Below are 26,699 nucleotides of genomic sequence, written 5' to 3'. Positions count from 1 at the left end.
ACATTTCCATACGCACATCGCGCATATTTCTGTTCACCACAGAACATATTCGGACCTAAATAACCGCATCGGCTGAAAAATCGGTTCAGGCATGGCCTGAACGCATGTTTTTGCGTGAAGCATCGGATCATGGGGGTAAAGGCCGGGCGATTGCCAGTTCAGAAGAGCAAGGATTCAAGGGAGGATGACTATGAAATCCATATTATTGGCCAGTGTCGCACCGATGCTGGTGCTGCCCCTCGCCGCCACGGCGCAGGCGCAGGAAACCCCTGCCGCCGGTCAGGTGCAGGATCAGGGAGCGCTTGGCGACATCGTCGTTACCGCGCGCCGCTCCGCCGAAACATTGCAGGACGTGCCCGTTGCCGTCACCGCGCTGAGCGGGGACTTTATCGAACGCCAGAATATCTCCGATCCTACCGACATTCCCCAGTTCGCGCCCAACCTGACGATCGAGCAGCAGCCGGCAAGCCTGTCGGCCGCGACTGTCTTTATCCGCGGCATTGGCAATAACGAACCGTCGGCCGTATCCGAACAGGGCGTCGGCATCTATCTGGACGGCGTCTATCTGGCCCGCGCCGCCGGTGCGGTGTTCAACCTCATCGATCTGGAACGGATTGAAGTTCTGCGCGGACCGCAGGGCACGCTGTTCGGCCGCAACACGATCGGCGGCGCGCTTCAACTCGTTTCCAAGAAGCCCAGCGACGACATGGCCGTCACCGCCAAGGCGGGGTACGGCCGTTTCAACGATTGGTATGTAAAAGCGCGTGTCGACACCGGCTATATCATCGGCGACGTGATCAAGGCTTCCATTGCGGGACAGCATCGTGAAAATGACGGTTGGGTCGATAACACCCTGAACCCCAAGTCGCTCGATCCGGGTGCGGTAAAGTCGAATTCTTTCGCGCTCGGTCTTCAGGGCGACTTTGGCGACGTCACCGTCAACTATAATTTCGACTGGGATGAACGAAAGGGTCTTGCTCCCTTCTTCCAGCTTGTCGCCACGACACCGCAGGCACAGGCTTATTATTCCCAATCGCCCAGCTTCGGCGGCGCGCCCTTCCTGGTCAGCCGCGATCGGCTGGGCACTGTGCAGCAGGCTGGCTATACCGAGGCGAATGGCGAAACCCGCTATCGCAACACGACGCGGGTTCAGGGCCATGCGCTGACCATCAGCTATGAAGCCATTCCCGAACTGACGATCAAGTCGATCACCGGCTACCGGAAATTCTACCAGGATTCGATCGTCGATCTGAGCGGCAACGGGTTCCTGCGCGGTCTTGTGCTCGACTTCACCTCGCCCACGCTGGTCTCCAATCAGGTGACGCCGCTCTATAATGCCAACAACGCCCCGCAGAAACAGTGGCAGTTCAGCCAGGAACTGCAAGCTCTGGGTAAGGTCGGCGACATTAATTATCTGCTTGGCATGTATTATTTCTACGAAAAGTCGTCGGAAAATAATCGCCAGTCGATTAACATCCTTTCCACTGTCGGCGGCCTGCCCTTGCTCGATCCCCGTATTACGCAGTCGGTGGTCGACGGCATCCTTGCTCTCAACCCCGGCCTGACCGCCGACAGCACCATCGGCATCCCGGCCACTCCGGTCCAGGCCTTTGGCGGCACGTCGCAGTCGATGGCGATCTTCGGCCAGGCGAGCTGGAAACCGTCCTCGCTCGATGAGAAGCTGGAAATCACCCTGGGCGGCCGCTACACGGGCGATGACAAGAGCATCTATCTCGCTGGCGATGTCAGCCCGGTTCAGCGGGGTCGCAAGAGCTTCGACAATTTCTCGTGGCTGGCGTCCGCATCCTATGACGTGACGGACGATGTGATGGTCTACGCCCGCGTGTCCACCGGTTACCGTTCAGGCGGCCTCAACCCGCGCGCTGGCGTCATCAACAGCTTCGAACCGGAAAAGGCGACCGCCTACGAAGCTGGCATCAAGTCGCAATTCCTGAACAACCGGCTGCGCTTCAACCTGGCGGGCTATATCACCGACTATAAGGACCTTCAGGTGCAGCAGTTCGCCGCGGGCAGCGGTGGCGCGACGTCGCTGATCGTGAACGCGGGCAAGGTGCGGCTGTCCGGTTTCGAAGCGGAACTGACGGCTATGCCGTTCAGGGGCTTCCAGATCGACGGTTCGGTCGGCTATGTGAAGTCGAACTACAAGACGTTCGAGTTCCGCGATCCCACGAGCAACATACTGCTGGACGTGTCGGATGAAGCGAAGCCGGTCTACACGCCCAAATGGACGATCCATGCGGGTGCTGAATATGCCTGGTCTCTTGGTGATGCGACGGTACGCCTGCGCGGCGATTATTCTCGCCGGACAAAGATCTACTTCAACGCGCTCAACAACACCGCGCCGTTCAACGAAGATATCGTCTCGCCGCCGCAGGACAATGTGAAGGCGCGTTTGTCGGTGGAGGAAATCAATGTCGGCGGCGGCAAGCTGGACGTCGGGGTCTGGGGCGACAATCTGCTGAACCAGCAGCGCCTGACCTATGGCATCGACTTTGGCGCGCTCGGCTTTGCCGGGGCCGTCTTCAATCGCCCGATTTCCTATGGTATCGACGCGCGCATCTCCTTCTGATCGTGTCGCCGCCCTCCGGGGCGGCAGTACCGGAGCTTTGACAGGGAGGGCGGGACCGGGCAACCGCGTCCCGCCCTTCTTGAATCTGCGGCCTTATTAAGGCGGAGAGAGTAATTTACAGGCGACGTGCCTGGATTTCTGTTCTATCCCCGCTATGCAGGCAAAGGCCCCGCGCCGCGTGCGCATCTGCGCGTGATGCATGGGCTTCCTTGCTTCCGGTTCTTACGCTTTGATCACAACCGATAGGAGAAATGCGATGACGGCCCCTTCCACTTTCACCAAGCTGATCTGCCGCGATGAAGAGGCGATGGCCGAATATTATGGCAATGTATATGGCCTGGGCATTGTGCAGCGGGTTCAGGGCGAAAGCGACGGGGAAGCCTTCCGCGAAATCATCCTGGCGCCCGGTGGAGACTGGACCAAGGGGACGCTGGTCATGTTCAACTATGTCGATCGCCCCGCTCCGCGCGACCAGCAGGTGATATTGGGCTTCACCGTGCCTGATCTCGACGCGCTGGTGGAAAAGATCACTGCCAATGGCGGCAAGCTGAAAGGGTCGATCCGCGAGGAGCGCGAACATGGCGTCCGCGTCGTGTTTTCGACCGATCCCGAAGGCGCGCTGTGCGAAAATGTCCAGATGCTGGCCGGGGCGCACGCTGCTTGACAGGCTGCTCGCCTGATCATAGGCCAAGTGGGTAAATACTGACAAAACCGGGCGTGCTGGCGCGCGTTCCGGGTGGATGAAATAAGGGGGTGGCGGGGCGTCGGCAAGCATGCTTCGCCCGGCCGCCTTCTTCTTTCATCAGGCAGGATCAGCCGGTTTGGTCACGGGTCAGGCCGGGTTTCGACATCATATTGGGAGATCATAGATGGCGCGGGATGCTGAAGTTTTTGGAGGCGGCGTAGCCGTCGTTACCGGCGCGGGTTCGGGCATCGGCGCGGGCATTGCCCGCCGCGCCGGACAGATTGGCATGACGGTGATCGTGGCCGACATCAATGAACAGGCGGCTGCTGGCACGGTGGATGAAATCACATCGGCAGGCGGCAAGGCGGAAGCGTGGAAGCTGGACGTGTCCCGCCCGGAAGAACTGGACCGTTTCGCCGAACAGGTCTTTGCCCGCCATGGTGAAGTGCGCCTGCTCATCAATAATGCTGGCATCGAAACCGTTGGCTATACTTGGGAAGTGCCGACGGCACGCTGGGAAGCGACGCTCAACATCAATGTGCATGGCGTCATCCATGGAGTGCGTGCCTTCGTCCCGCACATCATCGCCAGCGGCAAGGAAGCCTGGATCGGCAATCTGTCGTCGGTCGGCGCGTTCGGGCACATGCCCGCGCAGACGGCTTACACCGTGACCAAGCATGCGGTGCAGGCGTTCAGCGAATGCCTCTATCTGGAAATGGAGCTGAAAAACCTGCCCATCCATGTTTCGTCCATCGTGCCGGGCATGCTGCGCACCAACATCTTCAACGCCGAAGCCGGTGAGGGGGAGCCCGCCAACGCCCAGGCCCACCGCCGCGCCATGTTCGAGATGATGCGCGATTATGGCATGGATCTGGACGAAGGCTGCCGCCTGTTCCTGGAGCAGATGGCGGAGAATAAATTCTGGGTTCACAGCCAGCCTGAAATGAGCGAGCAGATCATCGGCGGCCGCATCCGCTTCCTCCAGGATCAGATTCCCCCGATCATGCCTGACCTGGCCCGCCAGATCGCGGCTGACTGAAGCTTTTATTTGGCATAAAAGATGACGTGTTCCTGCACCGGCAGGAACCCAGTCCAGAGGTCTGAACCGGGCTCCTGCTTTCGCAGGAGCGCGTCTGAGGCCAAGCAAGACAATCTCTAAAAGTGACCACGGTTCTAGCAGGCGCATTGCCCTGCTGGAGCCTCCCGTCACTGAAGTTACAATAGGGCGAGCGGTTTCAGAGCATCGTTCCGCAATTCAAGAACACCAGACCAATTTCGGCCCAGCCTGACACGGCAACTCAACCAATCCCGCAAAGCAGCGGGGTCATACGCCTGCTCTCACAAGCGCATGACCCCGCCCGTTACTCAAACGCCGTTAAAGCGCGCCGTGATTGATGTAGCTGGTCTTCGTTTCGGTGAAGAATTCGGCCGTCGATGCGCCGGTTTCGCGCGGGCCGTAGCCGGACGGCGAGCGTCCACCCAATGGCACATGATATTCTAGGCCAGCGGTCGGCGCGTTGACCATGACCATGCCTGCCTGCGATGCCTTACGGAAACGTTCGGCATTTTTAAGGCTCGTCGTCGCGATGCCGGACGACAGTTTATAGTCGCAATCATTGGCGGCGTGGATCGCTTCATCCAGATCCTCGACCTTCACGACCGAAGCGATCGGGCCAAAGGATTCATGCTGGTTGCAGCGCCATTCGGTCTTGGTGTTCACCAGTAGGGCAGGCGCCATGAACAGCCCGCGCGTCCTGCCTTCCAGAGCGACGCCGCCAGCGGCCAGTTCCGCGCCTTCGCCCTGCGCATCCTTCACGAATTGCAGATTTTCGTTGAACTGCTGCACGTTGGCGACCGGCCCGATCTGGGTATCGGCATCCAGCGCATGGCCGATCTTGTAGCTGCCCGCCACCTTCGCCATCCGCTCGACAAAGGCGTCATGGATGCCCTTGGTCACGATCAGCCGCTCGGTGCCGGTGCAGCGCTGACCCGTCTGAATCCATGCGCCGTTGCTGGCGATTTCCACCGCCAGGTCGAGATCGGCATCGTCCAGCACGACCAGCGCATTCTTGCCGCCCAGTTCAAGCTGGCACTTGGTCATGGTTTCGGCGGCGCGGTTGAGCACGACCCGCCCCGTCGCGGTGCCGCCGGTGAAGGTCAGCGCGTCGGCCTCATCGATCATGATGTTGCCTGCCGCGCGGCCTTCGCCCATCACCAGGTTGAAGACGCCCGCTGGAACCCCAACCTCTTCCAATATCTGCGCCAGCATCACGGCCGCGCCCGGCACGTAGGAGCTGGGCTTGAGCACAACGCTGTTGCCATAGGCCAATGCAGCGGCGACCTTCCACGAAGGCAGCGCGATGGGGAAGTTCCACGGCGTGATCGCCGCGACCACCCCAACCGGCTCGCGCGTCACCAGCACGTTGAAGCCGTCGCGCATGCTGTTGTACCATTCGCCCTGCGCGCGCACCACGTCGGCGGCGGAATAGTGGAAGCACTGGGCGGCGCGGATCGTTTCGCCGATCGCTTCGGGCAGGGTCTTGCCTTCTTCGCGGGCGAGCAGCGTGCCGATGTCGCGGCTGCGTTCGATCAGCAGGTCGCCAACCTTGCGCAGCATGTCGGCGCGCGCTTGCATATTGAAAGCGGCCCAGCCCGGCTGCGCGCGGCGGGCGGCGGCCATCGCTTCGCGCACCTGCTCCTCGCCGACCTTGCTATAGGTGCCGACGACCTCATCAAGGTCCGATGGGTTCATCGTTTCGAACGATGCGGCGCCATCGACCCACCGGCCGTCGATATAATTCTGACCCTTCATTCAAGCTTCTCCATGATCCAATCCAGCCAAGGCCGGGCTATCCGCCAAACGTCATAGTGAGTCGATGCTCAACATGCAAAATGCAATCGGCTATGCAGTTTCACTGGCCCTTTGCGTAGAAGAACATCCTGCACGCTGCGGCCCGGCATCATCAACGGCAAAGGGCCGCGCTCCTCCTGGAAGCACGGCCCTTCGTCATTATCATGCCGGTGCGTGGCGTCAGGCCGCCAGCAGCTGATCGACGGGCGCTTCCGCCGGATATTCGGCCGGACCGCCGAAATTATAGGCGGCATTGAGCGCGCGGATGAAGACCGGATCGTTCAGCGGGTCGGTCGGCGTTTCGATCTGGATGCCGCGCGAACGAACGTCCTTGATCAGCATGTCGATCGCCTGCTCGTGCGTCAGGTCGTCGGTGCCTTCCATATTCTTCTTCAGTTCCGCGAAGTCGCTGAACACTTCAGCCGACCAGTGGACCAGGAAACGCAGGTCGTCAGTATGATAGCGTTCGATGACCTGGTCGCCAGTCTTTACGACCCAGCCGTCAGGATCGCCCTGTTCGCCCGTGAACACGGAATCGAAGGCAAGGCCAGCGGGACGGCGGCGTTCGACGGGGCCGTTGGCTTCGCCGCGATGGACCAGCATCTCATTCTGGACGACGACGGCGCGATTGTAGATCGGCGCCTGGACCCGCGCGGGCTTGGCGAGAGGGCCGTTGGGCCAGTAAGTGAAGCCGCTGGCCGGGTCATGGCTGAACCAGGTGATGACCTGCGCCATCTTGATCAGATAATCCTTGAACAGGCCCGAACGGCCCATCACCGAACACAGCCAGGTCGGCGAGTTTTCATAGCGAACGCCACGGAAGCTGGGCGTATCCAGATGGCCGGGGTCCGTGTTCGCGCAGGGGCCGTTGATGTTGAACAGCATCATCTGCGGCTTGGCATATTCCGCGTTCCAGTAGGACTTGGCGTGATTGAGGAACGCCTCATTGTAAAAGACGTCGTGCAGTTCGGGATACAGCACCGCCGAATAGTTGGCCAGGAAGCCGCGGAAGGTCGGCGTCAGGAACATATCCAGCGTCGGCTTGAAATCGTCGGGGAAACCACCGGCAAAGGTGGCCAGCAGCGATTCAGCATTGGGGAAATGCTGCGCCAGGATCAGCTTCCACGGACCCTTGTCATGCACCACGTCCAGCAGCAGCCGCTTCTGTTCCTCGGTGAAAGGCTTGTCGATTTCGCGCGGCGGAGAGGCCGGGCGCAGAATGTCCGACAGATATTGTTTACGCGCGTCGTCAAGCATCATGATCTCCTCGAAAATGCGTGAAAGGGCGCACCGGGCCACCCTTCACTTGATTCGAAAAGTTATAGGATGATAACTTTTTTCGCAAGTCCTTTTGCATGGCGGCAAGATCGTCCATGCTGGGCGGGAATTCGGGCAAGTCAGGGCAATGATGAACAAGGGGCAGCGCACGGCGCACCGCATATTGGATGCAGCGGAACTGCTGTTCGCTCAAAAGGGATATAGCGCTGCGTCCCTGCGCGAGATCGCGGCGATGACCGGCATCCAGCAGCCCGGCCTTTACAAGCATTTTTCCGGCAAGGAAGACCTGTACCGCCAGGTCTATGAACGCGCGCTGCGGCCGCTCACCGAATTGATGGACCAGATTGTCGCGGGGACCGCCGACATGCCGGTCTTCTACGATTTGACCGATCAATTGACCGATCTGCTGGCGATCCACCCGAACATCGCCAAATTGCTGATCCGCGCCGTCATCTCGCGCGATTTCGACCGGGACGAGATCGCGCTGGACTGGCTGAGCCGGCTGGTCGACTATGGGCGGCTGCTGAATGAAAAGCTGGGCGCGCCAAGCGATGACAACAGCGTCGCGTTGCAGACCGTCGCGATCTTCAACACGCTGTTCGGCTTTTTCTGGTCGTCGCCGCTCATCGAAACGCTGGCGGGCAAGCCATCCACCGATCCCGGATTGATGGACATGCAGAAACAGCTTCTGCGCCAGTTCGTCATCAGTTTCGGCGAGCAGATCAAGGCCTGACGGAGCCCATGCACGGGCATCCGCCAGGCCAGCGTTGATCCGCGATCAGGCGGCGAGTGACGGGTCCACCGGCTCGGGCGGGAAGATGGCCGGCTTGCCCGGATCATAGACCCGCGTCAGCAGCTGGATGAACGCCTTGTCCGTGAAGGGATCGCTCGGCACTTCGAACATCTCGCCGCGTGCGCGCAGGTCCGCGATCAGCATGTCGAACACCTGTTCATGACTGATATCGTCATTGTGATCGAGCGTGGTCTTCAACTCTTCATAGTCCATGAAGATGTCAGCGCCCCAATGGACTAGGAAACGGAATTCCTGCGCCGGAATCTTCTGGATGACCTTGCCGTCCGTCGTAATCTGCCAGCCATTGGGATCTTCCGGGTCGGCGCTCATCAGCGAATGGATGGCCAGCCCTTCGGGGCGGCGCATTGACGTCGGGCCGCAGGATTGGGCCGTGTGGTACATCATCTCATTTTCCACCACGACGGCGCGGCCCCACATTGGGGCGTTGATCTGCTTGGGCGCGCTGGAAAGCCCATCGGGCCAATAGGTGAAGCCGCCGCCGATCTGCCCCTTGTAGTACCAGGCGATGACCTGCGCCTTCTTCATCTGCCAATGTTTGAACAGGCCGGACTTGACCATCATGTTCATCAGCCAGATCGGCGTGTTGTTCTGCGAAATGCCACGGAAATTGGTGCCGTCGACGTGCGGGGTGCCAGCATCCTGGCAAGGTCCCTGAATGTTGAACAGCATGTTTTCCGGCCGCGCATATTGCGCGCCCCAATAGCCGCGCACCAGGTCGAGGAACTTGGGATTATAGAAGCAATCCTCGATCTCAGGATAAAGGCAAGTATATCCTCGCGCCAGATAGCCCCGGAATACGGGCGAAAGGAACATATCCCAGGTAGGCGTGAAGCCTTCGGGAATCGTGCCGGACGTGGTCGCGATGACCTCATCGGGCGACTTGAAGTGCTGGGACAGGATCAGTGACCAGGGGCCATTGTCCCGTACCAGGCCAAGCAGCCTGCCATATTGGTCGTCCGTATAGGCGCCTTCGATGATTTGCGGTTCCGCGACTGGCCGGAACAGGTCACCCTTGCTGCTCATGCTTGCTCTCCACTTGAAAAAAAGGTTGCGCGGGGCGCGCGATACTTTCCCCTATGATCTGTCAACCGCCATGCTTGTCAAGAAAGGCCTTCATCTGGCTGGCGATGATTTCGGCCGCCCGCTTGCTGGGATCGGGAAGATGTTGCCGCACGACATGGAAACAGGCCTGATCCACCCCCCAGAGCAGGATGCGCGCCTCCAGCATCACGTCATTGTCACGAGTCGCTCGCTCGAACGCCCTGTGCCTTCCGGCCAGCATGGTGACGATCGCGTCGCGCTGCGCGGACACCTCCCAATATAACGCCTCTTCCAGCGCCGCGACCTGCGTCAGCAGGGTGCAGGTTTCCTGATGGCTGCGGTGCATGTCCAGATGCCGGGCCGCCCACTCCGTCAGCTCGGGAAGGCCGGGATCGCGCAATTGCGCAAGATAGGCGAAGACGGGATGCCAGACAGGCTCGAAATCCTGTGCGATCGCGCGTACCACTGCCAGCTTGCCGTCGAAATGGCTGTAGAAGGCGGCGCGGCTCACCCCAGCGGCCACCAATATATGCTCGATCGAACTGCCGACATAGCCCCGCTCGGCAAACACCCTGAGCGCCGCGTCCACGATCAGGCGGCGCGTACGGGCGCGCTGTTCTTCCTGAAGATGATTACGCCGGGGCAAAGCCTTGGCCAAAACAGAGGGCTCCTTCGATCAGCGGTGCAGCTAACGGAGAGTGCCAGCCGCCGTCAAGACAGTTGACAAGACAAGTTGTATGGCCGAACTGTCCACTAGTAAAGCCGCAACGGCATGGGACGGAGAAGGGTAGTGGGCGAGGGAAGACAATCGGCGGGAAAAGGCTTTTCAGGTCTGCTTTCCCCAGGCCGGATCGGCCGGATGGATTTGCGCAACCGCATGTTCGTGACCGCGATGGGCGTCAGCCTGGCGGAGGATGACGGCACGGCGGGCGAACGGCTGATCGCTTATCATGAGGAGCAGGCGAAGGGCGGAGCGGCCCTGATCGTCACCGGCGTCATGGGCGTCGCATGGCCGGTGGGCGCGGTTCAGCCCAACCAGCTTGGCGTCTCTGACGATCGCTTCCTGCCCGGTCTGCGCCGCCTGACCAGCAGGGTGCATGCCCATGGCGCGAAGATCGCGGCCCAGCTTCATCAGGGCGGGCTGGTGGCGGCCCATTCGGCGCAGTTCGGGCATCCGCTCTGGGGTCCGTCCGTGCCGGGGCCGTTCGCGGGCGATTTCCCCGATTATTTCCTGCCGGAAGAACTGGCGGCCTTTGGCGGCAGCGTCGTGCCTTCGGTCAAGGTGCTCACCACCGAAGATATCGCCACCGCCGTGCGCCACTATGCCGACGGCGCCCGCCGTGCCAAGGAAGCGGGGTTCGACGCCTGCGAAATCCATGGCGGTCACGGCTATCTCATCTCCTCCTTCCTTTCGCCGTCGACTAACAAGCGCACGGACGAATATGGCGGGCCGCTGGAAAACCGCGCACGTCTGATGCTGGAGGTGCTGGCGGCGGTGCGTGAAGCGGTCGGCCCAGACTTCCCCGTTTGGATGAAGCTTGATTCGCGCGAGTTCGGCAAGAGCGTCGGCACCACGCTTGACGACGCCAGGATGGTGGCGCGCTGGCTGGAGGCGGGCGGGGTGGACGCGATCGCCGTAACCGCCTATCATGACGTCGGCCAGGCGAAGCTTCATTCGGGATCGAACATCCCGCACGAACCGGAAATGAACATCCCCGCCGCCATCGCGATAAAGGGGGAGGTGAGCATTCCCATCATCGCCTCCGGCCGGGTAGAGCCGGACCGCGGGGAGCAGCGTTTTCAGGAAGGCGCGTTCGACTTCCTCGCAATGGGGCGCAAGGTGCTGGCCGATCCGCATCTGCCCAACAAGCTGGCGGCTGGCCGCCCGCAGGACGTGCGCCCCTGCATCTACTGCTATACCTGCGTCAGCACCGCCTATGTCCGCCAGCAGGTGCGCTGCGCCGTGCGCTCCGAAACGGGCTTCGAATATCTCCAGGACAAGGCGAACCCTCCGTCGGGCAAGCGCTATGTCGTGATTGGCGGCGGACCGGGCGGGATGGAAGCTGCGCGCCGTCTTGATGCGCAGGGTAACAAGGTGACGCTGATCGAACAGAGCGACCGGCTGGGCGGGACGCTGCGCTTCGCCGCACTCGCCTACGAACCCAATGAGCGCATCCTGGAATGGCTGAAACGCGAGATCGAGGCGTCCAACGTGGATGTGCGGTTGAAGACCACGGCCACGCCCGAATTGCTGCGCACGCTTGAGCCGGACGAGGTTATCGTCGCGACCGGCGCTGTCCGTGACATGCCGCCGATCCCCGGCAGCGATCTCGATCATGTCTTCAGCGGCGATGACATGCGCAAGATGATGCTGGGCGAAAGCTCCGAGGCGTTGAAGCGCAAGACCGGGCTGGCGACGCGTCTCGCGACCAAGATCGGCGCGGCGACGGGCATGACCGCCAATCTGGACTTCGTGCGCAAGGCGACGCACCAGTGGATGCCGCTGGGCGACCGCGTCGTCATCATCGGCGGCGAACTGGTGGGCGTCGAACTGGCCGAATTCCTGGTGGAGCGCGGCCGGACAGTGACGGTAGTCGAGGAAGGGCCCAAGTTCGGCAAGGGGCTGACGGTCGTGCGCCGCCTGCGCCTGATCCCCGAACTGCGCGAACATGGCGTCGCGCTGTTCGCCGAAGCGAAGGACATACGCATCACGCCCGAAGGCGTCGCCTTCGCCACGCCGGATGTGGAGGCGCACCTTATCCCCGCCGACACTGTGATCGTGGCGAAGGGCGCGCATGGCGACACCAGCCTTGCCGACGCGCTGCGTTCGAACGGCTTCAAGGTCAAGGAAGTCGGCGACTGCACGGGCGTCGGCTATATCGAAGGCGCGATCCGCGGAGCCACGCGCGCGGTTCTGGGCGAGGAGGCGATTCCCCAGGTTTGATCCGCCGGTGTTGGGATGGCGCTGCCCCGGAAAAGGTGATCGCTATCCCTGACGGTCTGGTAAAATCTGGGAGTTGGATGCAAACCCGTTTGCCCTGCGCTTGTCGAGGCCTCCTCTAACGCCTGCTCTGGCAGCAGTTATAGGAGGCTTCGACTTTGCTCAGCCGGTTGGTTGATGAAGTACTCTGCCGCCGCTCCACGGCAGCTCGCGCCGGGCCACCCCCACAGACAAGGCTCTCATGTTCCTGCGCGGGCAGTAACCCGGTTCCGCCGTATTAACCGGGCACCCACGAGCCGCTGGTCTCCTTCGAGCGCCTCCCAAGGACCACCCGCGCTTCCCCCCAAAAAAAACGCAACTGGCCCGCCTCCTTGCAGAGGCGGGCCAGCAACTTTCGACTGTAAGCCGTATCAGTTCAGCAGCTTGTAGCTGCCTTCTTCCGGCGCGCGGGTCGCGTTGAAGAAGTCGACCAGACGCCATGGCCAGGACAGGAAGACGCGGCCCTTGGAGTTGTTATAGTAGGAATTGGCCAGCGGATGCGTCCAGATCATCTGGGGCATGCGCTCGTCCACCTTCTTGTTCCACTCTTCAAAGGCTTCCTGCGTCACTTCGAAGGCGCTTGCGCCCGCTTCGTTGACGCGATCCAGCGCTTCGATGATCCAGTTGACCTGGCATTCGGAAATCAGGTTCTGGCCCGCCGCATGGTTGGGTGCGCTGTTGGGGCCGACCGTGTGGAAATAGTTGGGATAGCCCGGCACGCACATGCCGAGGTAACTGCGCGGATCGTCCTCGCCCCATTCCTCGCCCAGGTCGCGGCCGCCCTTGCCCTTGATCGTCAGGTTGCCGATCATCTTGGCGACGTTGAAGCCGGTCGCGCAGATGATGACGTCGCATTCGAACACCGATCCATCCTTGGCTTCGATGCCATTGGGCAGGATGCGGGCGATCCCCTTGTCCTCCAGATGGACGTTGGGCCGCGTCAGCGCGTCGAACCAGCCATTGTCCAGGATGATGCGCTTGGAAAAGATCGGGAAATCCGGCGTCAGCTTCTCGATCAGGTCCGGCCGGTCGGCAAAGCGCTGGTGCATATAGTCCAGCGCATATTGGCGCGTCATCGCATTGCCTTCGGACACGGCCGTCATATTGCCTTCCCAGGCCGGGTCCTTGAGCACGTTAGAGAACAGGCCGTCCGCCGCCGACCAGTAGACGCGGAAGCGGAACCATTCCTTGAAGGACGGGATGTTTGCCAGCGCCCAGCGCATGCCCTCGCTCACCTCATGGGCGATTTCCGGGTTGAACAGCACCCAATGCTTCGACCGCTGGTAGATGGTGAGCTGCCCGACTTCCGGCGCGATCGCGCCGACAAGCTGGGCGGAGCTTGCGCCGGTGCCGATCACGGCCACGCGCTTGCCCTTGAGGTCGAGGCCGGCGGGATAATTCGCCGTGTGGACCAGCGTGCCCGCAAAGTCGTTGAGTCCCGGAATGTCCGGGAACTTGTAACGGTTGACGGGGCCATGGCCGTTGATGACCGCGTTCACCACGATATCCTCGCGGCTGCCGTCGGCCTTCTGCACCGTCACCGTCCACTTATTGTCCGCATCGCTCCAGACCAGCTTTTCCACCTTGGTGTTGAAGCGGATGTCGCGGCGCAGGTCATATTTGTCGGCGGTCGCCAGCATATATTTCTGCATGTCCGCGCCGTGCGGATGATAATGCTGCCAATCGGGCCAGATTTCCCAGCTGAAGCTGTAGAAATGGCTGGGCGTGTCGACGCCTACGCCCGGATAGCGATTTTCATACCAGGTGCCGCCGACATCGGCATTCTTTTCGATGACGACGAAGTCATAGCCCGCCTCGCGCAGCTTGGTCGCGGCGGCCATGCCGGTCATGCCCGCGCCGATGACCAGCACCTTGAAATCGGCCTTGGGGGCTTTGCGCCCTTCAACCTTGCTGCGGTCGATATAGGGGCGGAAGCCGCACTGGTCCTGCACCAGTTCCAGAAATTCGTCCTGCACCGGCTCGCCCACGGTCACGGTCATGATCCGTTGCAGCAGCGCGTCGGACGGCGGCGTGCCCTTCACGCCTTCTCCGGTGGTCAGCAACCGGCGCAGTTTGGCGCGCAGTTCGTCGGCCAGTTCCTGCGGGATATCCGTGGGCGGATAGGAGAATGCTGGGCGGATATGATCGGCAAAGCGCTCAAGGAACGCCTCGTCATGCGACAGGTGCACATAGGCCGCGAGCAGGGTCGGCACATTCGCTTCTTCCAGGGCTTTGGCAAGCTCGGGCGAATCGGGCAGGATCGCGAAACTCTTTTGATCTTCGGCAAGAATCGTGGCCATCAGGCGCTTCTCCATCACTCTTATTGAGTGAACACTTACATGATTGACGCGGGTCCGGGAAGCAAAAAGGGAACGGCCGGTCGAAAAAGCTCTCAGGCGAAGGGAGCAAGGCCCGTCAGCACCAGCCGCACCAGATCGGCCTGGCTCGACGTGCCGGTCTTCGCATAGATGCGCTTGGAATAGCTGCGCGACGTTTCGGGGGTAAGGCGCAGGCTCCGCCCGGCTTCGACGATCGATTCCCCCAAGGATAGCTGGTGCGCCAGCGCGGCCTCGTTCATCGACAGCCCGTAAATCGCCGCCAGCGCCCGCCGCGCCCGCGCCGCATCCTCCCGCCGCTGTATCCGCAGCACGCCCGTAGCGGCTGGATAGGCGCAGGGTTCCGAAAGCGGCAGGTCGGCCTTGCGCAGCAGCATCCACAGCCCCGCCTGCGTGCCCAGGGCCAGCGGCACGCTCGCGCCCGCAGGTCCCGCCGCCAGTTCGGCGCAGGCAGCCTCCAGCGCCTGCGACACGGCGGGCACCAGTTGAAGCCGCCGCCCGGCCGTGGGTCCGGGTTCGGGAACGAAGGCCAGCAGCGCTTCGGCCTGCGGGTCGGCCGCCATCACCCGCCCGGTCGCATCGAACGCCACTTGCCCGACGCCCTGCCGCTGCAACGCCGATTGAGCGAGCGCCACCTGCAACCTCTGTTCGATCAGCGCCGCCAGCGTCTTGAGCGCGGCGGAAAGATGCGGCCCCACGCCCGACAGCGCGGACACGGCCGAAGCGGTGAAATCCTCCCGTTCGCGCACCAGCAGCAGCCATGCGTCCGCCGCGCCGCCCGCCGTCACCCGCAGGAACCGGCCGTAGCGGATGTTCATCTCGTCCAGTTCAGCGCGTTGCCGGGCCAGTTGCGCGGGCCGGTCATAATCGAGCATCTCGTCCAGCGAATAGACCCGCCCGGGCCGCAGCGCGCCATAGGGATGCAGCCGCAGCGCCTCGATCCGGCGGAAGTCCAGCGGCGGTTCCGTGGCGGCGCGCGGGGCGGCGACATGCACCACGGCGGGTTCCTGCCCCGGCGCAGAATTGGCCAGGGTGATGATCAGGAACGCCCGCCGCGCATAGGTCCGCGCCACGAGCTGACGCAGGAATCCACCCCATGGCGGGCTCTCATGGATACCCTCCACAAGGGGTAGCAACAGCTCGCGCTGTGTGGCGAAAGAGAGGGACATGGGATTTTGCTCCCATATGGGGGCTTCGCGGTCAAGCGCTTGGGGCGATCTACCGCCCGGCGAACCCTTGAGGGTAGAGAGAATAATGTCCGACCAACTGAGTAAATCGACCCTGACCCATCTGGAACGGCTTGAGGCCGAGAGCATCCACATCCTGCGCGAAGTCGTGGCGGAAGCGGAAAAGCCGGTGATGCTCTATTCCGTGGGCAAGGACAGCGCGGTGATGCTGCACCTGGCGCGCAAGGCCTTCTATCCCTCGCCGCCGCCCTTTCCGCTGCTGCATGTCGATACGACCTGGAAATTCCAGGAAATGTACAAGCTGCGCGACCGGATGGCGCGGGAAAGCGGCATGGAACTGCTGGTCTATCACAACCCGGAAGCCAAGGAGCGGGGCATCAACCCGTTCGACCATGGCGCGCTGCACACCGATATGTGGAAGACCGAAGGGTTGAAGCAGGCGCTCGACCTCTACGGCTTCGACGCGGCCTTCGGCGGCGCGCGCCGCGACGAGGAAAAGAGCCGGGCGAAGGAACGCATCTTCTCCTTCCGCACCGCCTCGCACGGCTGGGACCCGAAGAACCAGCGGCCGGAACTGTGGAACCTCTACAATGCCCGCAAGAACAAGGGCGAAAGTATCCGCGTCTTCCCGATCAGCAACTGGACCGAGCTGGACATCTGGCAATATATCCACCTCAACGACGTGCCCATCGTGCCGCTCTATTTCGCGGAGGAGCGCCCGACCGTGGAGCGCGACGGCATGCTGCTGATGGTCGATGACGACCGTTTTCCGCTCAAGCCCGGCGAACAGCCGGTGATGCGCTCCATCCGCTTCCGCACGCTGGGCTGCTATCCGCTGACCGGCGCGGTGGAAAGCAAGGCGAAGACCTTGCCCGAAGTGATCCAGGAAACGCTGCTGACCACCACGTCCGAACGGCAGGGCCGCGCCATCGACAAGGACGCGGGCGGCGCGGGCATGGAGAAGAAGAAGCAGGAAGGCTACTTCTGATGGCGGCGCCCCGCCGCTTTTTCCTCTCGCGGAGACGCGGAGACGCGAAGGCGTTGCATCAGGCCGCAGGCTTTTCGGTTTTGCGGGCGGTGCGGCCCGGTGCTGCGATCCATTCGGCGATGCGGCTTTGCCGTGGGCGTGGCCTGTCTGCGGCTCCGCGGCTCCGCGTGAACCATTATATCCAGATCAACGAGGTCCCAGCTTTCGCTGGGATGACGGGACAGATGACATGACCGACATTCTCGACGAACCCATCTACAAGACCGACGCTCTGATCGCGGAGGATATCGACCAGTATCTGAAGGTGCATGAGCACAAGACGATGCTGCGCTTCATCACCTGCGGGTCGGTGGACGACGGCAAGTCGACCCTGATCGGCCGCCTGCTCTACGACAGCAAGATGATCTTCGAGGATCAGCTTGCGGCTCTGGAAGCGGATTCCAAGAGGGTCGGGACCCAGGGTCAGGATATCGACTTCGCGCTGCTGGTCGACGGCCTCGCCGCCGAGCGGGAGCAGGGCATCACCATCGACGTCGCCTACCGCTTCTTCGCGACGGAAAAGCGCAAGTTCATCGTCGCCGACACGCCCGGCCACGAACAATATACGCGCAACATGGTGACCGGCGCGTCCACCGCGGACCTGGCCGTCATCCTGATCGACGCGCGCAAGGGCGTGCTGACCCAGACCCGCCGCCACAGCTATCTGGCGCATCTGATCGGCATCAGGAACATCGTCCTGGCGGTCAACAAGATGGATCTGGTCGATTATGATCAGGCGGTCTTCGACGCCATCGTCAAGGATTATACCGCCTTCGCCAGCTCGATCGGCATAGAGACTTTCACCGCCATGCCGATCTCCGGCTTCAAGGGCGACAATATCACCGGCCCCAGCGCGAACACGCCCTGGTACAAGGGCCCCGCGCTGATCGAGCATCTTGAAACGGTGGAGGTCAACAGCGCCGCCGACGCGGAAAAGCCGTTTCGCATGCCGGTGCAGTGGGTCAACCGCCCCAACCTCGACTTTCGCGGCTTCTCCGGCCTGATCGCGACCGGCGTGGTCAAGCCGGGCGATGCCGTGCGCGTGCTTCCTTCGGGCAAGACCAGCACGGTGACGCGCATCGTCACGATGGACGGCGATCTGGATCAGGCGGTGGCGGGCCAGTCGGTCACGCTCTGCTTCGCCGATGAAATCGATTGCTCGCGCGGCGACGTGATCGCGCTGGCCGACAATCCGCCGCAGGCCGCCGACCAGTTCGAAGCGACCATCGTGTGGATGTCGGACGAGGAAATGCTGCCCGGCCGTCCCTATTGGCTCAAGATCGGCACGCAGACCGTGACCGCGACGGTGCAGCAGCCCAAATATCAGGTCAACGTCAACACGATGGAGCATCTGGCGGCCAAGACGCTGGACCTGAACGCCATCGGCCTTGCGAACCTGTCCACCGACAAGCAGATCGTCTTCGAACCCTATAAGGAGAACCGGACGCTCGGCGGCTTCATCCTGATCGACAAGATCAGCAACGCCACCGTCGCGGCGGGCATGCTGAATTTCAGCCTGCGCCGCGCGCAGAACGTCCATTGGCAGGCGACCGACGTCACCCGCGAATTCCATGCGGCGCTCAAGAACCAGAAGCCCTCCGTGCTGTGGTTCACGGGCCTGTCGGGCGCGGGCAAGTCGACCATCGCCAATCTCGTCGAAAAGAAGCTGGCGCGCATGAACCGCCACACCTTCCTGCTGGATGGCGACAATGTGCGCCATGGCCTGAACAAGGACCTGGGCTTTACCGACGCCGACCGCGTGGAAAATATCCGCCGCGTGGGCGAGGTGGCGAAGCTGATGACCGACGCGGGCCTGATCGTGATCACCGCCTTCATCTCGCCCTTCCGCTCGGAACGGGAGATGGTGCGGCAGATGATGCAGCCCGGCGAGTTCATCGAAGTGCATATCGACACGCCTCTGGCCGAAGCGGAATCGCGTGATGTGAAGGGCCTCTACAAGAAGGCGCGCAGCGGGCAGCTCAAGAATTTCACGGGCATCGACAGCCCCTATGAAGCGCCGGAGGACCCGGAAATCCGCATCGACACCACCGCGATGACCGCCGAAGAAGCGGCCGACGCGATCGTGGCGAGGCTGATCCCATGAGCGCGCATGTGGACGCAAAGGCGCTGGCCGACGCGGACCTTGCCGCTCACCTCGCCGAAGTCGCAGGCCGCATCCTGCTGGAGGTGCGTTCCAGCGGCCTGTTCAGCGCCAAGGCATTGGGTAAGGCGGGCGACCAGACGGCGAACCAGTTCCTGGTCCACGCCCTGCGCGAAGCGAGGCCGGATGACGGGCTGCTGTCCGAAGAGGAAAAGGACAATGCCGAACGCCTTGGCAAGAGCCGCGTGTGGATCGTCGACCCGGTCGACGGCACCCGCGAATATGGCGAGGAACGTGCCGACTGGGCGGTGCATGTGGGCCTGGCCATCGACGGCAAGCCAGCCATCGGCGCGGTCGCGCTGCCGGGACTGGACCTGACCGGAACCGGCGCTGGCACCGTGCTGCGCACCGACCGGGTTCAGCCGCTTCCCCCCGCACCGGAAAAGCTGCGCATGGTCGTGTCCCGCACGCGCCCGGCCAAGGAAGCCGTCGCGGTGGCCGAAGGGCTGGACGCCGAACTGGTGCCCATGGGATCGGCTGGGGCCAAGGCGATGGCCGTCATCCTGGGGCAGGCGGACATCTACCTGCACTCCGGCGGCCAATATGAGTGGGACAGCATGGCCCCGGTCGCGGTCGCGCAGGCGCATGGCCTGCACTGTTCACGCATCGACGGGTCGCCGCTGGTCTATAATCAGCAGGACGTCTATCTGCCCGACCTGCTGATCTGCCGCCAGGAACATGCGGAGCAGGTCCTTTCCCTCGTCCGCACGCTCGACCAGGCAGCCTGACGCGCGAAGAGGGGTCTGAACTGCAAAGCCCGCGCCCCTGCGCAGGCAGGAACCGGCCCCGGCCCGTTCTTTCAAGCGGCGGCGGCGCCATCCATGAACTGCGCCATGGCGACATCGCGGTCGCTCATGCCGTCGACATCATGGGTGGTCAGCACCACGTCCACCCTGTTGTAGACATTGCTCCATTCGGGATGGTGGTCGAGCTGCTCGGCCCGCATGGCGCAGCGCGTCATGAAGGCGAAGGCCGCGTTGAAGTCAGCGAAGGTAAACTGCTTTTCGATCGCTTCCCGGCCGGTGCAGCGGGTCCATCCCGTCACTTGCGCCAGCACTTCATCCAACGGCATTTTCACATGCGCCATTCCGCTTCCTCCATCTATGACCCCGCCATAGCAGCAAGCAGGACGCATTCCCAAGAACCGATAAAAGGAAAGGGCGCCCTTCGCAAAGGACGCCCTTCATCATAGCCGGGGTGGGGGGGTGGAATGGCATCCCCCGCGCCATTATCCTTATTTCAGCTTCGCGAGGTCCGCGTCGATGGCGGCCAGCCGCGCATCGGTCACTTCGTCGGGCGAATATTGCTGCACGACTTTCAGCGTCATGCCGCGCGCCATGTCGATCTGTTCGTTGGTCGTCAGGCCGGGGATATGCTTTTCGACGATCGCCTTGGCGGCGGGATCATCCAGCAGGGTGCCGATATCGGTTTCAGCAGTGGAATATTTGGTCTTGGCAGGGGCGGCGGCCGGAGCCGTCTGGGCCATGGCAGGCACGCTCGCTGTCATGAAAGCAGCGGCGGTGGCCATCAGAAAAAGACGCATGTGTCAGGATCCTCCATTTTCGACCCCGGCCATATCGCACGATCACGTTCGAATTTCAAGCCCTACCATGATGCGCGGGCGGCAAGCAGCAGATCCGCGAAGCGATCGGCCATGTCCTGCGCCTCCTCCGCAGGGATGTCGCGCGCCGCGCCCTCCTGCAACAGCCATCCCGAAACGGACGACACCAGCATATAGGCGACGCTGTCGGGGTCGCGCGCCGGAATACCGTCCTTCACCCCCAGGTCGGCGATGTCCCTCGCGATGATCCCCACGGCATAGAGATAGCCCACGTCATGGAGCGCCGCCGACACGGACGGAAAGCGTTCCTGCGTCGCGAACATCAACCTGCACAGCGCCTGCACGTCGGGCGAGCCGAAGCTGGACGCGATGATCCGCGCATGATGGCGCAGGCGTTCATTGATATTGTCCGTCAGCAGATGGTCATGCTGCGCCGCGCGCGCGGACCATTCCGCCACGCTGCTGTGCACCACGGCGGTCAGCAGCGCTTCCTTGGACGGGTGCCGGGCATAGAGGGTCCCCTTCGACACGCCTGCCTCTGTGGCGACCGCCTCCATGGCCACATTGTCGAACCCGTCTTCCAGGAACATGCGGCGCGCGGTGGTCAGGATGGTCTGCTCGATCGCGGCGACCTGCTCCACCGTGGGTCTGCCGCGCTTGGGCTTGAAGGCTGGGGCTGTCTGCATCCCGTTGTGGTGGCACAAAGGGCCCTGCCGGACAATATCGCAAGTGGCGCCAGAGCATAATCGAACGATAATGATCGATATTGACGCGATCCGGTCAGGCGCATATCGATGCGGCAGCGCCGTACGCCGCCCTGAGCCTGCCCGCTCACTGCCCGGCCGCTACGCGAAGGCATGATCGAGGGGATGAAGATGACCGCAGGACGAAAGCTGCTGATGAAGGGTTTGCTCATCGCCGCGACGATGCTGGCGGCGGTCCCTGCCGGAGCGCAAAGGCTGGAGGAAGGCTTCCGCTCGCCCCCCGCCGAAGCGCGGCCGCGCCTGCGCTGGTGGTGGCCGGGCGATGCGGTGACGGATCAGGAACTGCGCCGTGAAGTGCAACTGATGGCCGATCATGGCTTTGGCGGGGCGGAAGTCCAATCCTTCACGCCCAATTTCGTGACGCTGACGCCGCAGGAGAGGGTGGCCGTCAACAATTATGCGGAACCCAGCTTCTTCGCACATCTGCGCACGGCGGCGGACGCGGCGCGGTCAGCGGGGCTAAGCCTTGACTACACCCTCGGTTCGTCGTGGCCGTCCGGCGGCGGAGAGGCGATCCCGCCGGAAAAGGCCTTCACCGAACTGGCGATGGCGCGCACGGCGGTGAAGGGGGGCACGGCAGGACCCATCAAGGTGGAAATCCCCAAACGCACCAAGCGGCTGGGCGCGCTCAATGGCTTCGACCCGCGCGTCAAGGACCCCAAATATGCCGATTGGGGGAAGCGGATGGAGGCGCGCGCCCGCACCGTCGCCGTGGTCGCGATGAAGGGGAGCGCCCCCGATCTCAAGCCGCGCCAGGGGATGATGGGCATGACCATCTCGCCCTGGAACGATGTGCTGGCGTCCGGCACGCTCGATCCCGCCAGCAGCATCCTGCTCACCGGCAAGCTGCGTGAGGACGGGGCGCTCGACTGGACGCCGCCGCCGGGCGACTGGCAGATTTTCGTGTTCCGCCAGTTCGCGTCCGATGTCGGCGTGCTCGGCGCGGCGGGGAAGGGGCCGCAACTCATCCTCGACCATATGGACCCGTCCGCCTTCGCCGCCCATGCCGCGCGCGTCGGCGATCCGCTGGGCAAGGACCCGGCGGGCATGCGCGCGACCTTCGTCGACAGCCTGGAACTGATGCAGGACATCCAATGGGGGCCGCAACTGCTGGAGGAATTCAGGCAGCGGCGCGGCTATGACCTGACGCCCTACCTGCCATTCGTCGTGCAGCCGGGCTGGATGCAGGCGTGGGACGAACATTATTCGCCACCCTATTTCGACGCGGCGAACAGCGACCTCGCCGAACGGGTGCGCGCCGACTATCGCCGCACCGTGTCGGACATGATGATCGCCGGGTTCATCCAGCCCTTCGTCGAGTGGAACCATGCGCGCGGGCTCAAGGCGAAGTTCCAGGCGCATGGCGGCGCGTTCGACATCATTCGCGGCTATGGCATGGCCGACATACCGGAAACGGAAGACCTGGTGCATGGCGGCGACCCGCTGTTCATGCGCTTCGCCCGGTCGGGCGCGAACCTTTACGGCCGTCCCATCGTGTCGGCCGAAAGCCTGGTCTGGGCCAACCGCCCCTATGAGGTCACGCCGGACGAGATGCGGCGGCGCACCGATCTCATCATGGCGGGCGGGGTCAACAGCATGGTCCTGCACGGCATGAACTACCGCTTCCATGCGGACGATTGGCCGGGCTGGCACGCCTTTCAACCCAGCCCCTTCTCGCTTGGGTTCAGCGGCCCGATCAATGAAACCAATCCGGTCTGGCCGGGCATGAAGGCGCTGGCCGCCTATATCGGCCGTCTTCAGGCGGTGATGCAGGCGGGCGAGCCGGTGGTGCCGGTCGCATGGTTCTACGGCCGCTATGGCTATTATGTCGGCATAGAGGATGAGGGCGCGGGCAAGCAGGCCGGGGAAAAGGCGTTCCTTGCCGCAGGCTATGATTTCGACCGGATCAATCCCGATTCCATCGCGCAGGCGAAGGTGGACGGGCGGCAGCTCCTTTCCAGGGGCGGCCATCGCTATTCCGTGCTCGTCCTGCCCCCGATCGACGGCATTCGCGCCGATACGGCCGAAGCCATCGCCAGCTTCGCCAAAGCGGGCCTGCCCGTCTTCTTCACCGATCGCGCGCCCCGCCGTGACGAGGGGCTGGCTGACGCCAGGCGGCGCGACGCACGCGTGCGGAAGGCTGTCGCCGCGGCCATGAAGGCCGGTGCGAAGGTCGTTCCGGCCAGCGGCCTTACGGCGGCGATCCGCGCGGCGGGGGTTCAGGGCAACCTGACCTTCGAAGGAGATGCGTCGGACCTCGTCTTCGTCCAGCGCCGGATCGATGGCCGCACCGCCACCTTCGTCCATAACCGCGGCGGCAGCGCCCGCAATGTGACGCTCACCTTGCCGCAGGCGGGCGGTGTCACGCGGTGGCAGGCGATGGACGGTTCCATCACGCCCCAGCCGGCGATCGCGGCGGGCGGATCGACCCGCGTGCCGCTGTCGCTGGGCGGCGGCGAAAGCGCGCTTCTGCTGCTCGATCCGCGCACGGCGGTACAGCCAGTGCCGCAGCCAGCCGCCATCGGCTCCCTGACGCTGCCTGCCGATGGCTGGTCGCTGTCGGTAAAGGGCCATGCCTCGCGCAAACCCTATGCCCATGATTTCGGCAAGGTGACGCTCAGGGACTGGCGCGAGGTGCCGGAACTGGCGGGCTTTGCGGGGGAGGCGGTCTATAGCCGCTCCATCACCGTCGATCCCGCCTGGCTCGCGGCGGGAACGAAGCTGACGCTCGACCTGGGCCGGGTGCATGACATGGCGACGGTCACCGTCAATGGCCGCACCCTGCCGCCGGTGATCGCCTCGCCCTTCAGGGCTGACCTGACCGGCGCGTTGAAACCGGGCGTCAACAGCCTGACGGTCACCATCGCCAACGTGCCGCAAAATGCGATGGTCGATCCGAAAAGCGCGTCCTTCAAGAAGCTGCAACCCATTGCCGCCGGTTGGCTCGGCCCCGTGCGGCTGACCGCCAGCCGTTAGCTGTTCCGCCAGCGGGTCGGCGACGTGCCGGTCCACTGGCGGAACGCGCGGCAGAAGGAGCCGGTGTCGCTGAAATGCGCCCGCCGCCCGACTTCCGCTATGGACAGCCGTCCATCGCGCAGCAGGTGCGCGGCAATGTCGCGCCGGGCATTGGCCTTGATCCGCGACAATGACGTGCCCTCTGCGGTCAGGCGGCGTTTCAGCGTCGCGATGCTGATGCTGAACCGGCGCGCCAGTTCGTCCGCCGTCGCGGGCGCGTCCCCGCTCGCCAGCATCGATGCGTAGAGGTGCGAAATCCGGTCCGACAGCGGCGTCTGCTTGGACTGCGGCTCCTCTATGTCGAAGGGGAAGCGCTCCAGCAGCAGATCCAGTTCATGATGGTCGCGCACCACCGGCCGGTCGAGATAGCGGGCGGGAAAGCGCAGCCTGTTTTCCGGCGCATGATGTTCGACCGGATAGGGCAGCAGATAGGCCACGGTGCGCGCGTCCATCAGCGGCGGATAGCGCATCGCCGTGCCCGACAGCGGAATATCCTCCCCGATCAGCCAGCCGAACAGCCGGTGATGGGTGGCAAGTCCCGTCAGGTCCGACAGATAGGCGCAACTGTTTCGGACCTTGCGGATCGTCGCCATGTCCAGCCGCGCTTCCCCGCCAGCGATCGTCAGCGTCAGCCGCCCGGTGCGCGGGGCGAGCAGGGCGAAGAACTGGTCCATCCGCGCGATCACGTCGCGCAGCGTGCGGCAGGTGATGATGGCATAGCACATCATGTCGACGCCGCCCTTGGTCAGCGACGTGCGGCCCTCCTGCCGCGCCGCCACCTCGTCCAGCATCGCTGTCGCGCGGGCATATAGGCGGGTGAAATCCGCGTGCGCGATGCTGTCGCGATCGTCCCGTCTCTCGATCAGCACTGTGCCGAGCGCGGACAGACCGGCGTTGCGCAGGAAGCGATCGGGCGAACCGCCATGTTCCGCGACCATCCGCAACAGGTCGCGCGCCACGCCTGCGGGCACGCGCCCCGGCACCGGCCGCGACAGTTGCTTGTTGGGGATGAGCGATTTGGTCATGGCCTTTGAGCTATTCCGCCATTTCCTCGCCCGGCGCAATCGGGGAAACAGCATGGCAAGGATAGCGAAGGAGCGGAACAGGGATGACGGCCGACGAACAGTTGCTTGCGCGGATCGACCGGCTGGAATCGCTCGACGCCATCCGCCAGCTTGCGGCCAAATATTCTCTCGCGCTCGACATGCGTGATTCCGATGCCTGGGTGAACCTCTTCCCCGAAGATGTGCGCGTGGGCGGCGGCAAGACCGGCCGCAAGGCGCTGCGCGACTGGTTCGACGAAACCCATTCGATGCAGTTCGACGGCACGTCCCATCACATCGGCGGCCACATCATCGATTTCGACGATCCCGACCATGCCCAGGGAGTCGTCTATTCGAAGAATGAACATGAAACCGGACCCGAATGGGTCATCATGCAAATGATGTATTTCGATCAGTATGAAAGGATAGACGGCCGCTGGTTTTTCCGCCGCCGCCTGCCGCTCTACTGGTATGCGACCGACCTCAACAAGCCGCCCATTGGCGATCGCAAGATGCGCTGGCCGGGCCACCCGCCCTATCATGGCAGCTTCCATGATCTGTTCCCCAGCTGGAAAAGCTATTGGGAGCGGCAGGGCCAGCCGCATGACGGCCCGGTCGAGCCGCCCGCGCCGCTGGAAAAGTTCATCGAAACCATGCGGCGCGGCGCACCCCTTCCCAAACCTCGCGTGCGGAGCTGATCGCCCATGGCCAATCCTAATGTCGAAGCGGTGAAAATCCTGTTCCAGGGCTATTTCGACGCCTGGAAAACCCGCACCATCCCGGTGCCTCCGCGCGGCCTGCTCGTCTGGGCGCCCGGAGCGGTGGCGGAGATTGGCGGCCACAGCATCGCTGTCGATCCGCACGATGTCGCGGACGATCCCTTCTTCCTCCAGATCGAGGCGGAATTCTATTGGTCCGCCATTCCCGATTGGCGCATCACGGAACTGGACGTGGCGGGCAGCGACCATAGCGTCATGTCCTTCGCCAGGTTCGAAGGGACCGGGCCGGACGGCGTCACGCTCGATCCGATCTGGCTGGCCGATCGCTGGCATTTCGACGCTCAGGGCCGCATCGCCCGCTGGCAGCAGGTGACCGACCTTGCCGCCTGGGCGCGCTGGACCGCGCTGACGGGCCAGGACTATCCGGCCTACATCGCGGAAGCCTTTGCCAAGAGCGGCCAGCCGCCCCGGTTCGTGCCATGACCGACATCTTCTCTCCCGTAACCCTGGGTGACATCGCCCTTGCCAACCGCATCGTCATGGCGCCCATGACCCGCGATCGCGCGGGCCCCGGCGATGTCCCGACCGATACAATGGTCGACTTGTATGATCCGGGCCTTGTCAAGGTCGCATTGAACGGTTCCTTC

The 26,699-nt window shown here is 63.2% G+C and carries 21 protein-coding genes and 1 pseudogene; 12 read left to right on the top strand and 10 right to left on the bottom strand.

Features of this window, described 5'->3' with window-relative positions:
* The first annotated feature begins 184 nt into the window (after positions 1 to 184).
* From ET21_RS0104950 to ET21_RS0104940, 3 genes are all read left to right on the top strand, one after another.
* Entirely contained in the window at positions 185 to 2,590 is a 2,406-nt protein-coding gene (locus ET21_RS0104950) for a TonB-dependent receptor (RefSeq protein WP_030538810.1), read from the top strand.
* 256 nt (positions 2,591 to 2,846) lie between these two features.
* Positions 2,847 to 3,254 carry a VOC family protein gene (locus ET21_RS26440; RefSeq protein ID WP_051768014.1) on the top strand — a complete coding sequence of 136 codons (408 nt, stop codon included), beginning with the start codon at positions 2,847 to 2,849 and terminating at the stop codon, positions 3,252 to 3,254.
* 205 nt (positions 3,255 to 3,459) lie between these two features.
* Positions 3,460 to 4,314: an SDR family NAD(P)-dependent oxidoreductase gene (locus ET21_RS0104940; RefSeq protein ID WP_021239355.1), complete on the top strand. Its 855-nt coding sequence runs from the start codon at positions 3,460 to 3,462 to the stop codon at positions 4,312 to 4,314.
* A gap of 336 nt (positions 4,315 to 4,650) precedes the next feature.
* On the opposite strand, the gene ET21_RS0104935 is transcribed toward ET21_RS0104940, so the two are convergent.
* Positions 4,651 to 6,087 (bottom strand): aldehyde dehydrogenase family protein, encoded by a 1,437-nt coding sequence (locus tag ET21_RS0104935; protein ID WP_021239356.1) that lies wholly within the window; start codon positions 6,085 to 6,087, stop codon positions 4,651 to 4,653.
* A gap of 219 nt (positions 6,088 to 6,306) precedes the next feature.
* Positions 6,307 to 7,386 (bottom strand): hypothetical protein, encoded by a 1,080-nt coding sequence (locus tag ET21_RS0104930; protein ID WP_223308013.1) that lies wholly within the window; start codon positions 7,384 to 7,386, stop codon positions 6,307 to 6,309.
* Between the two features lie 148 nt (positions 7,387 to 7,534).
* On the opposite strand from ET21_RS0104930, the gene ET21_RS26435 reads away from it, so the two are divergent.
* A complete protein-coding gene (locus ET21_RS26435) occupies positions 7,535 to 8,137 on the top strand; it encodes a TetR/AcrR family transcriptional regulator (RefSeq protein ID WP_081796061.1) in 603 nt (200 codons plus the stop codon).
* 45 nt (positions 8,138 to 8,182) lie between these two features.
* Here ET21_RS26435 and ET21_RS0104920 read toward each other — a convergent pair whose 3' ends face one another.
* Entirely contained in the window at positions 8,183 to 9,241 is a 1,059-nt protein-coding gene (locus tag ET21_RS0104920) for a hypothetical protein (protein WP_021237526.1), read from the bottom strand.
* A 61-nt stretch (positions 9,242 to 9,302) separates the two neighbouring features.
* Complete coding sequence (locus tag ET21_RS26430) at positions 9,303 to 9,917, bottom strand: TetR/AcrR family transcriptional regulator (RefSeq protein ID WP_051768012.1); 615 nt, start codon at positions 9,915 to 9,917, stop codon at positions 9,303 to 9,305.
* Between the two features lie 114 nt (positions 9,918 to 10,031).
* Between ET21_RS26430 and ET21_RS0104910 the strand changes: the two genes are divergently transcribed.
* Entirely contained in the window at positions 10,032 to 12,203 is a 2,172-nt protein-coding gene (locus ET21_RS0104910; protein WP_081856601.1) for an FAD-dependent oxidoreductase, read from the top strand.
* Positions 12,204 to 12,610: 407 nt separating this feature from the next.
* On the opposite strand, the gene ET21_RS0104905 is transcribed toward ET21_RS0104910, so the two are convergent.
* The gene (locus tag ET21_RS0104905; RefSeq protein ID WP_237751490.1) at positions 12,611 to 14,539 is read right to left on the bottom strand and encodes an NAD(P)/FAD-dependent oxidoreductase; all 1,929 of its coding nucleotides are present in this window, start codon (positions 14,537 to 14,539) and stop codon (positions 12,611 to 12,613) included.
* A 92-nt stretch (positions 14,540 to 14,631) separates the two neighbouring features.
* Positions 14,632 to 15,744, bottom strand: a complete 1,113-nt coding sequence (locus ET21_RS0104900) for a helix-turn-helix transcriptional regulator (RefSeq protein ID WP_037480683.1) — start codon at positions 15,742 to 15,744, stop codon at positions 14,632 to 14,634.
* Positions 15,745 to 15,829: 85 nt separating this feature from the next.
* On the opposite strand from ET21_RS0104900, the gene cysD reads away from it, so the two are divergent.
* The 3 genes from cysD to ET21_RS0104880 all read left to right on the top strand — a co-directional run bounded on the left by cysD (position 15,830) and on the right by ET21_RS0104880 (position 19,678).
* Positions 15,830 to 16,750: a sulfate adenylyltransferase subunit CysD gene (gene cysD / locus ET21_RS0104895; protein ID WP_021237426.1), complete on the top strand. Its 921-nt coding sequence runs from the start codon at positions 15,830 to 15,832 to the stop codon at positions 16,748 to 16,750.
* 229 nt (positions 16,751 to 16,979) lie between these two features.
* Positions 16,980 to 18,893, top strand: coding sequence for a sulfate adenylyltransferase subunit CysN (gene cysN / locus ET21_RS0104885; RefSeq protein ID WP_030538802.1), 1,914 nt, complete (start codon positions 16,980 to 16,982; stop codon positions 18,891 to 18,893).
* Entirely contained in the window at positions 18,890 to 19,678 is a 789-nt protein-coding gene (locus tag ET21_RS0104880) for a 3'(2'),5'-bisphosphate nucleotidase CysQ (protein ID WP_030538801.1), read from the top strand. Before cysN ends, ET21_RS0104880 begins: the two co-directional genes overlap by 4 nt.
* 71 nt (positions 19,679 to 19,749) lie before the next feature.
* Here ET21_RS0104880 and ET21_RS0104875 read toward each other — a convergent pair whose 3' ends face one another.
* The 3 genes from ET21_RS0104875 to ET21_RS26425 all read right to left on the bottom strand — a co-directional run bounded on the left by ET21_RS0104875 (position 19,750) and on the right by ET21_RS26425 (position 21,197).
* On the bottom strand, positions 19,750 to 20,022 hold the full coding sequence (locus tag ET21_RS0104875) for a 4a-hydroxytetrahydrobiopterin dehydratase (RefSeq protein ID WP_237751492.1): 273 nt from the start codon (positions 20,020 to 20,022) through the stop codon (positions 19,750 to 19,752).
* A 162-nt stretch (positions 20,023 to 20,184) separates the two neighbouring features.
* The gene (locus tag ET21_RS0104870; protein ID WP_030538799.1) at positions 20,185 to 20,493 is read right to left on the bottom strand and encodes a hypothetical protein; all 309 of its coding nucleotides are present in this window, start codon (positions 20,491 to 20,493) and stop codon (positions 20,185 to 20,187) included.
* A 62-nt stretch (positions 20,494 to 20,555) separates the two neighbouring features.
* Complete coding sequence (locus tag ET21_RS26425; RefSeq protein ID WP_051768006.1) at positions 20,556 to 21,197, bottom strand: TetR/AcrR family transcriptional regulator; 642 nt, start codon at positions 21,195 to 21,197, stop codon at positions 20,556 to 20,558.
* A gap of 189 nt (positions 21,198 to 21,386) precedes the next feature.
* Here ET21_RS26425 and ET21_RS0104860 point away from each other — a divergent pair, with 189 nt between their 5' ends.
* Positions 21,387 to 24,251, top strand: a complete 2,865-nt coding sequence (locus ET21_RS0104860; protein WP_162180685.1) for a glycosyl hydrolase — start codon at positions 21,387 to 21,389, stop codon at positions 24,249 to 24,251.
* Here the strand turns inward: ET21_RS0104860 and ET21_RS0104855 are convergent.
* On the bottom strand, positions 24,248 to 25,315 hold the full coding sequence (locus tag ET21_RS0104855) for an AraC family transcriptional regulator (protein ID WP_030538796.1): 1,068 nt from the start codon (positions 25,313 to 25,315) through the stop codon (positions 24,248 to 24,250). The genes ET21_RS0104860 and ET21_RS0104855 overlap by 4 nt on opposite strands.
* A gap of 83 nt (positions 25,316 to 25,398) precedes the next feature.
* On the opposite strand from ET21_RS0104855, the gene ET21_RS0104850 reads away from it, so the two are divergent.
* The 3 genes and pseudogenes from ET21_RS0104850 to ET21_RS28730 form a co-directional block, all read left to right on the top strand.
* Positions 25,399 to 26,031: a nuclear transport factor 2 family protein gene (locus ET21_RS0104850; RefSeq protein WP_030538795.1), complete on the top strand. Its 633-nt coding sequence runs from the start codon at positions 25,399 to 25,401 to the stop codon at positions 26,029 to 26,031.
* A gap of 6 nt (positions 26,032 to 26,037) precedes the next feature.
* Positions 26,038 to 26,535 carry a hypothetical protein gene (locus tag ET21_RS0104845; protein ID WP_030538794.1) on the top strand — a complete coding sequence of 166 codons (498 nt, stop codon included), beginning with the start codon at positions 26,038 to 26,040 and terminating at the stop codon, positions 26,533 to 26,535.
* Positions 26,532 to 26,699 (top strand): annotated as a pseudogene (locus ET21_RS28730) (hypothetical protein); the annotation flags it as partial. The gene ET21_RS0104845 and the pseudogene ET21_RS28730, both read left to right, overlap by 4 nt.

It is taken from the genome of Sphingobium sp. DC-2, assembly GCF_000722555.1.
Lineage (GTDB): Bacteria > Pseudomonadota > Alphaproteobacteria > Sphingomonadales > Sphingomonadaceae > Sphingobium > Sphingobium quisquiliarum.
The sequence above is the reverse complement of the archived record's forward strand: the minus strand, read 5'-3'. Positions and strand labels throughout refer to the sequence as shown.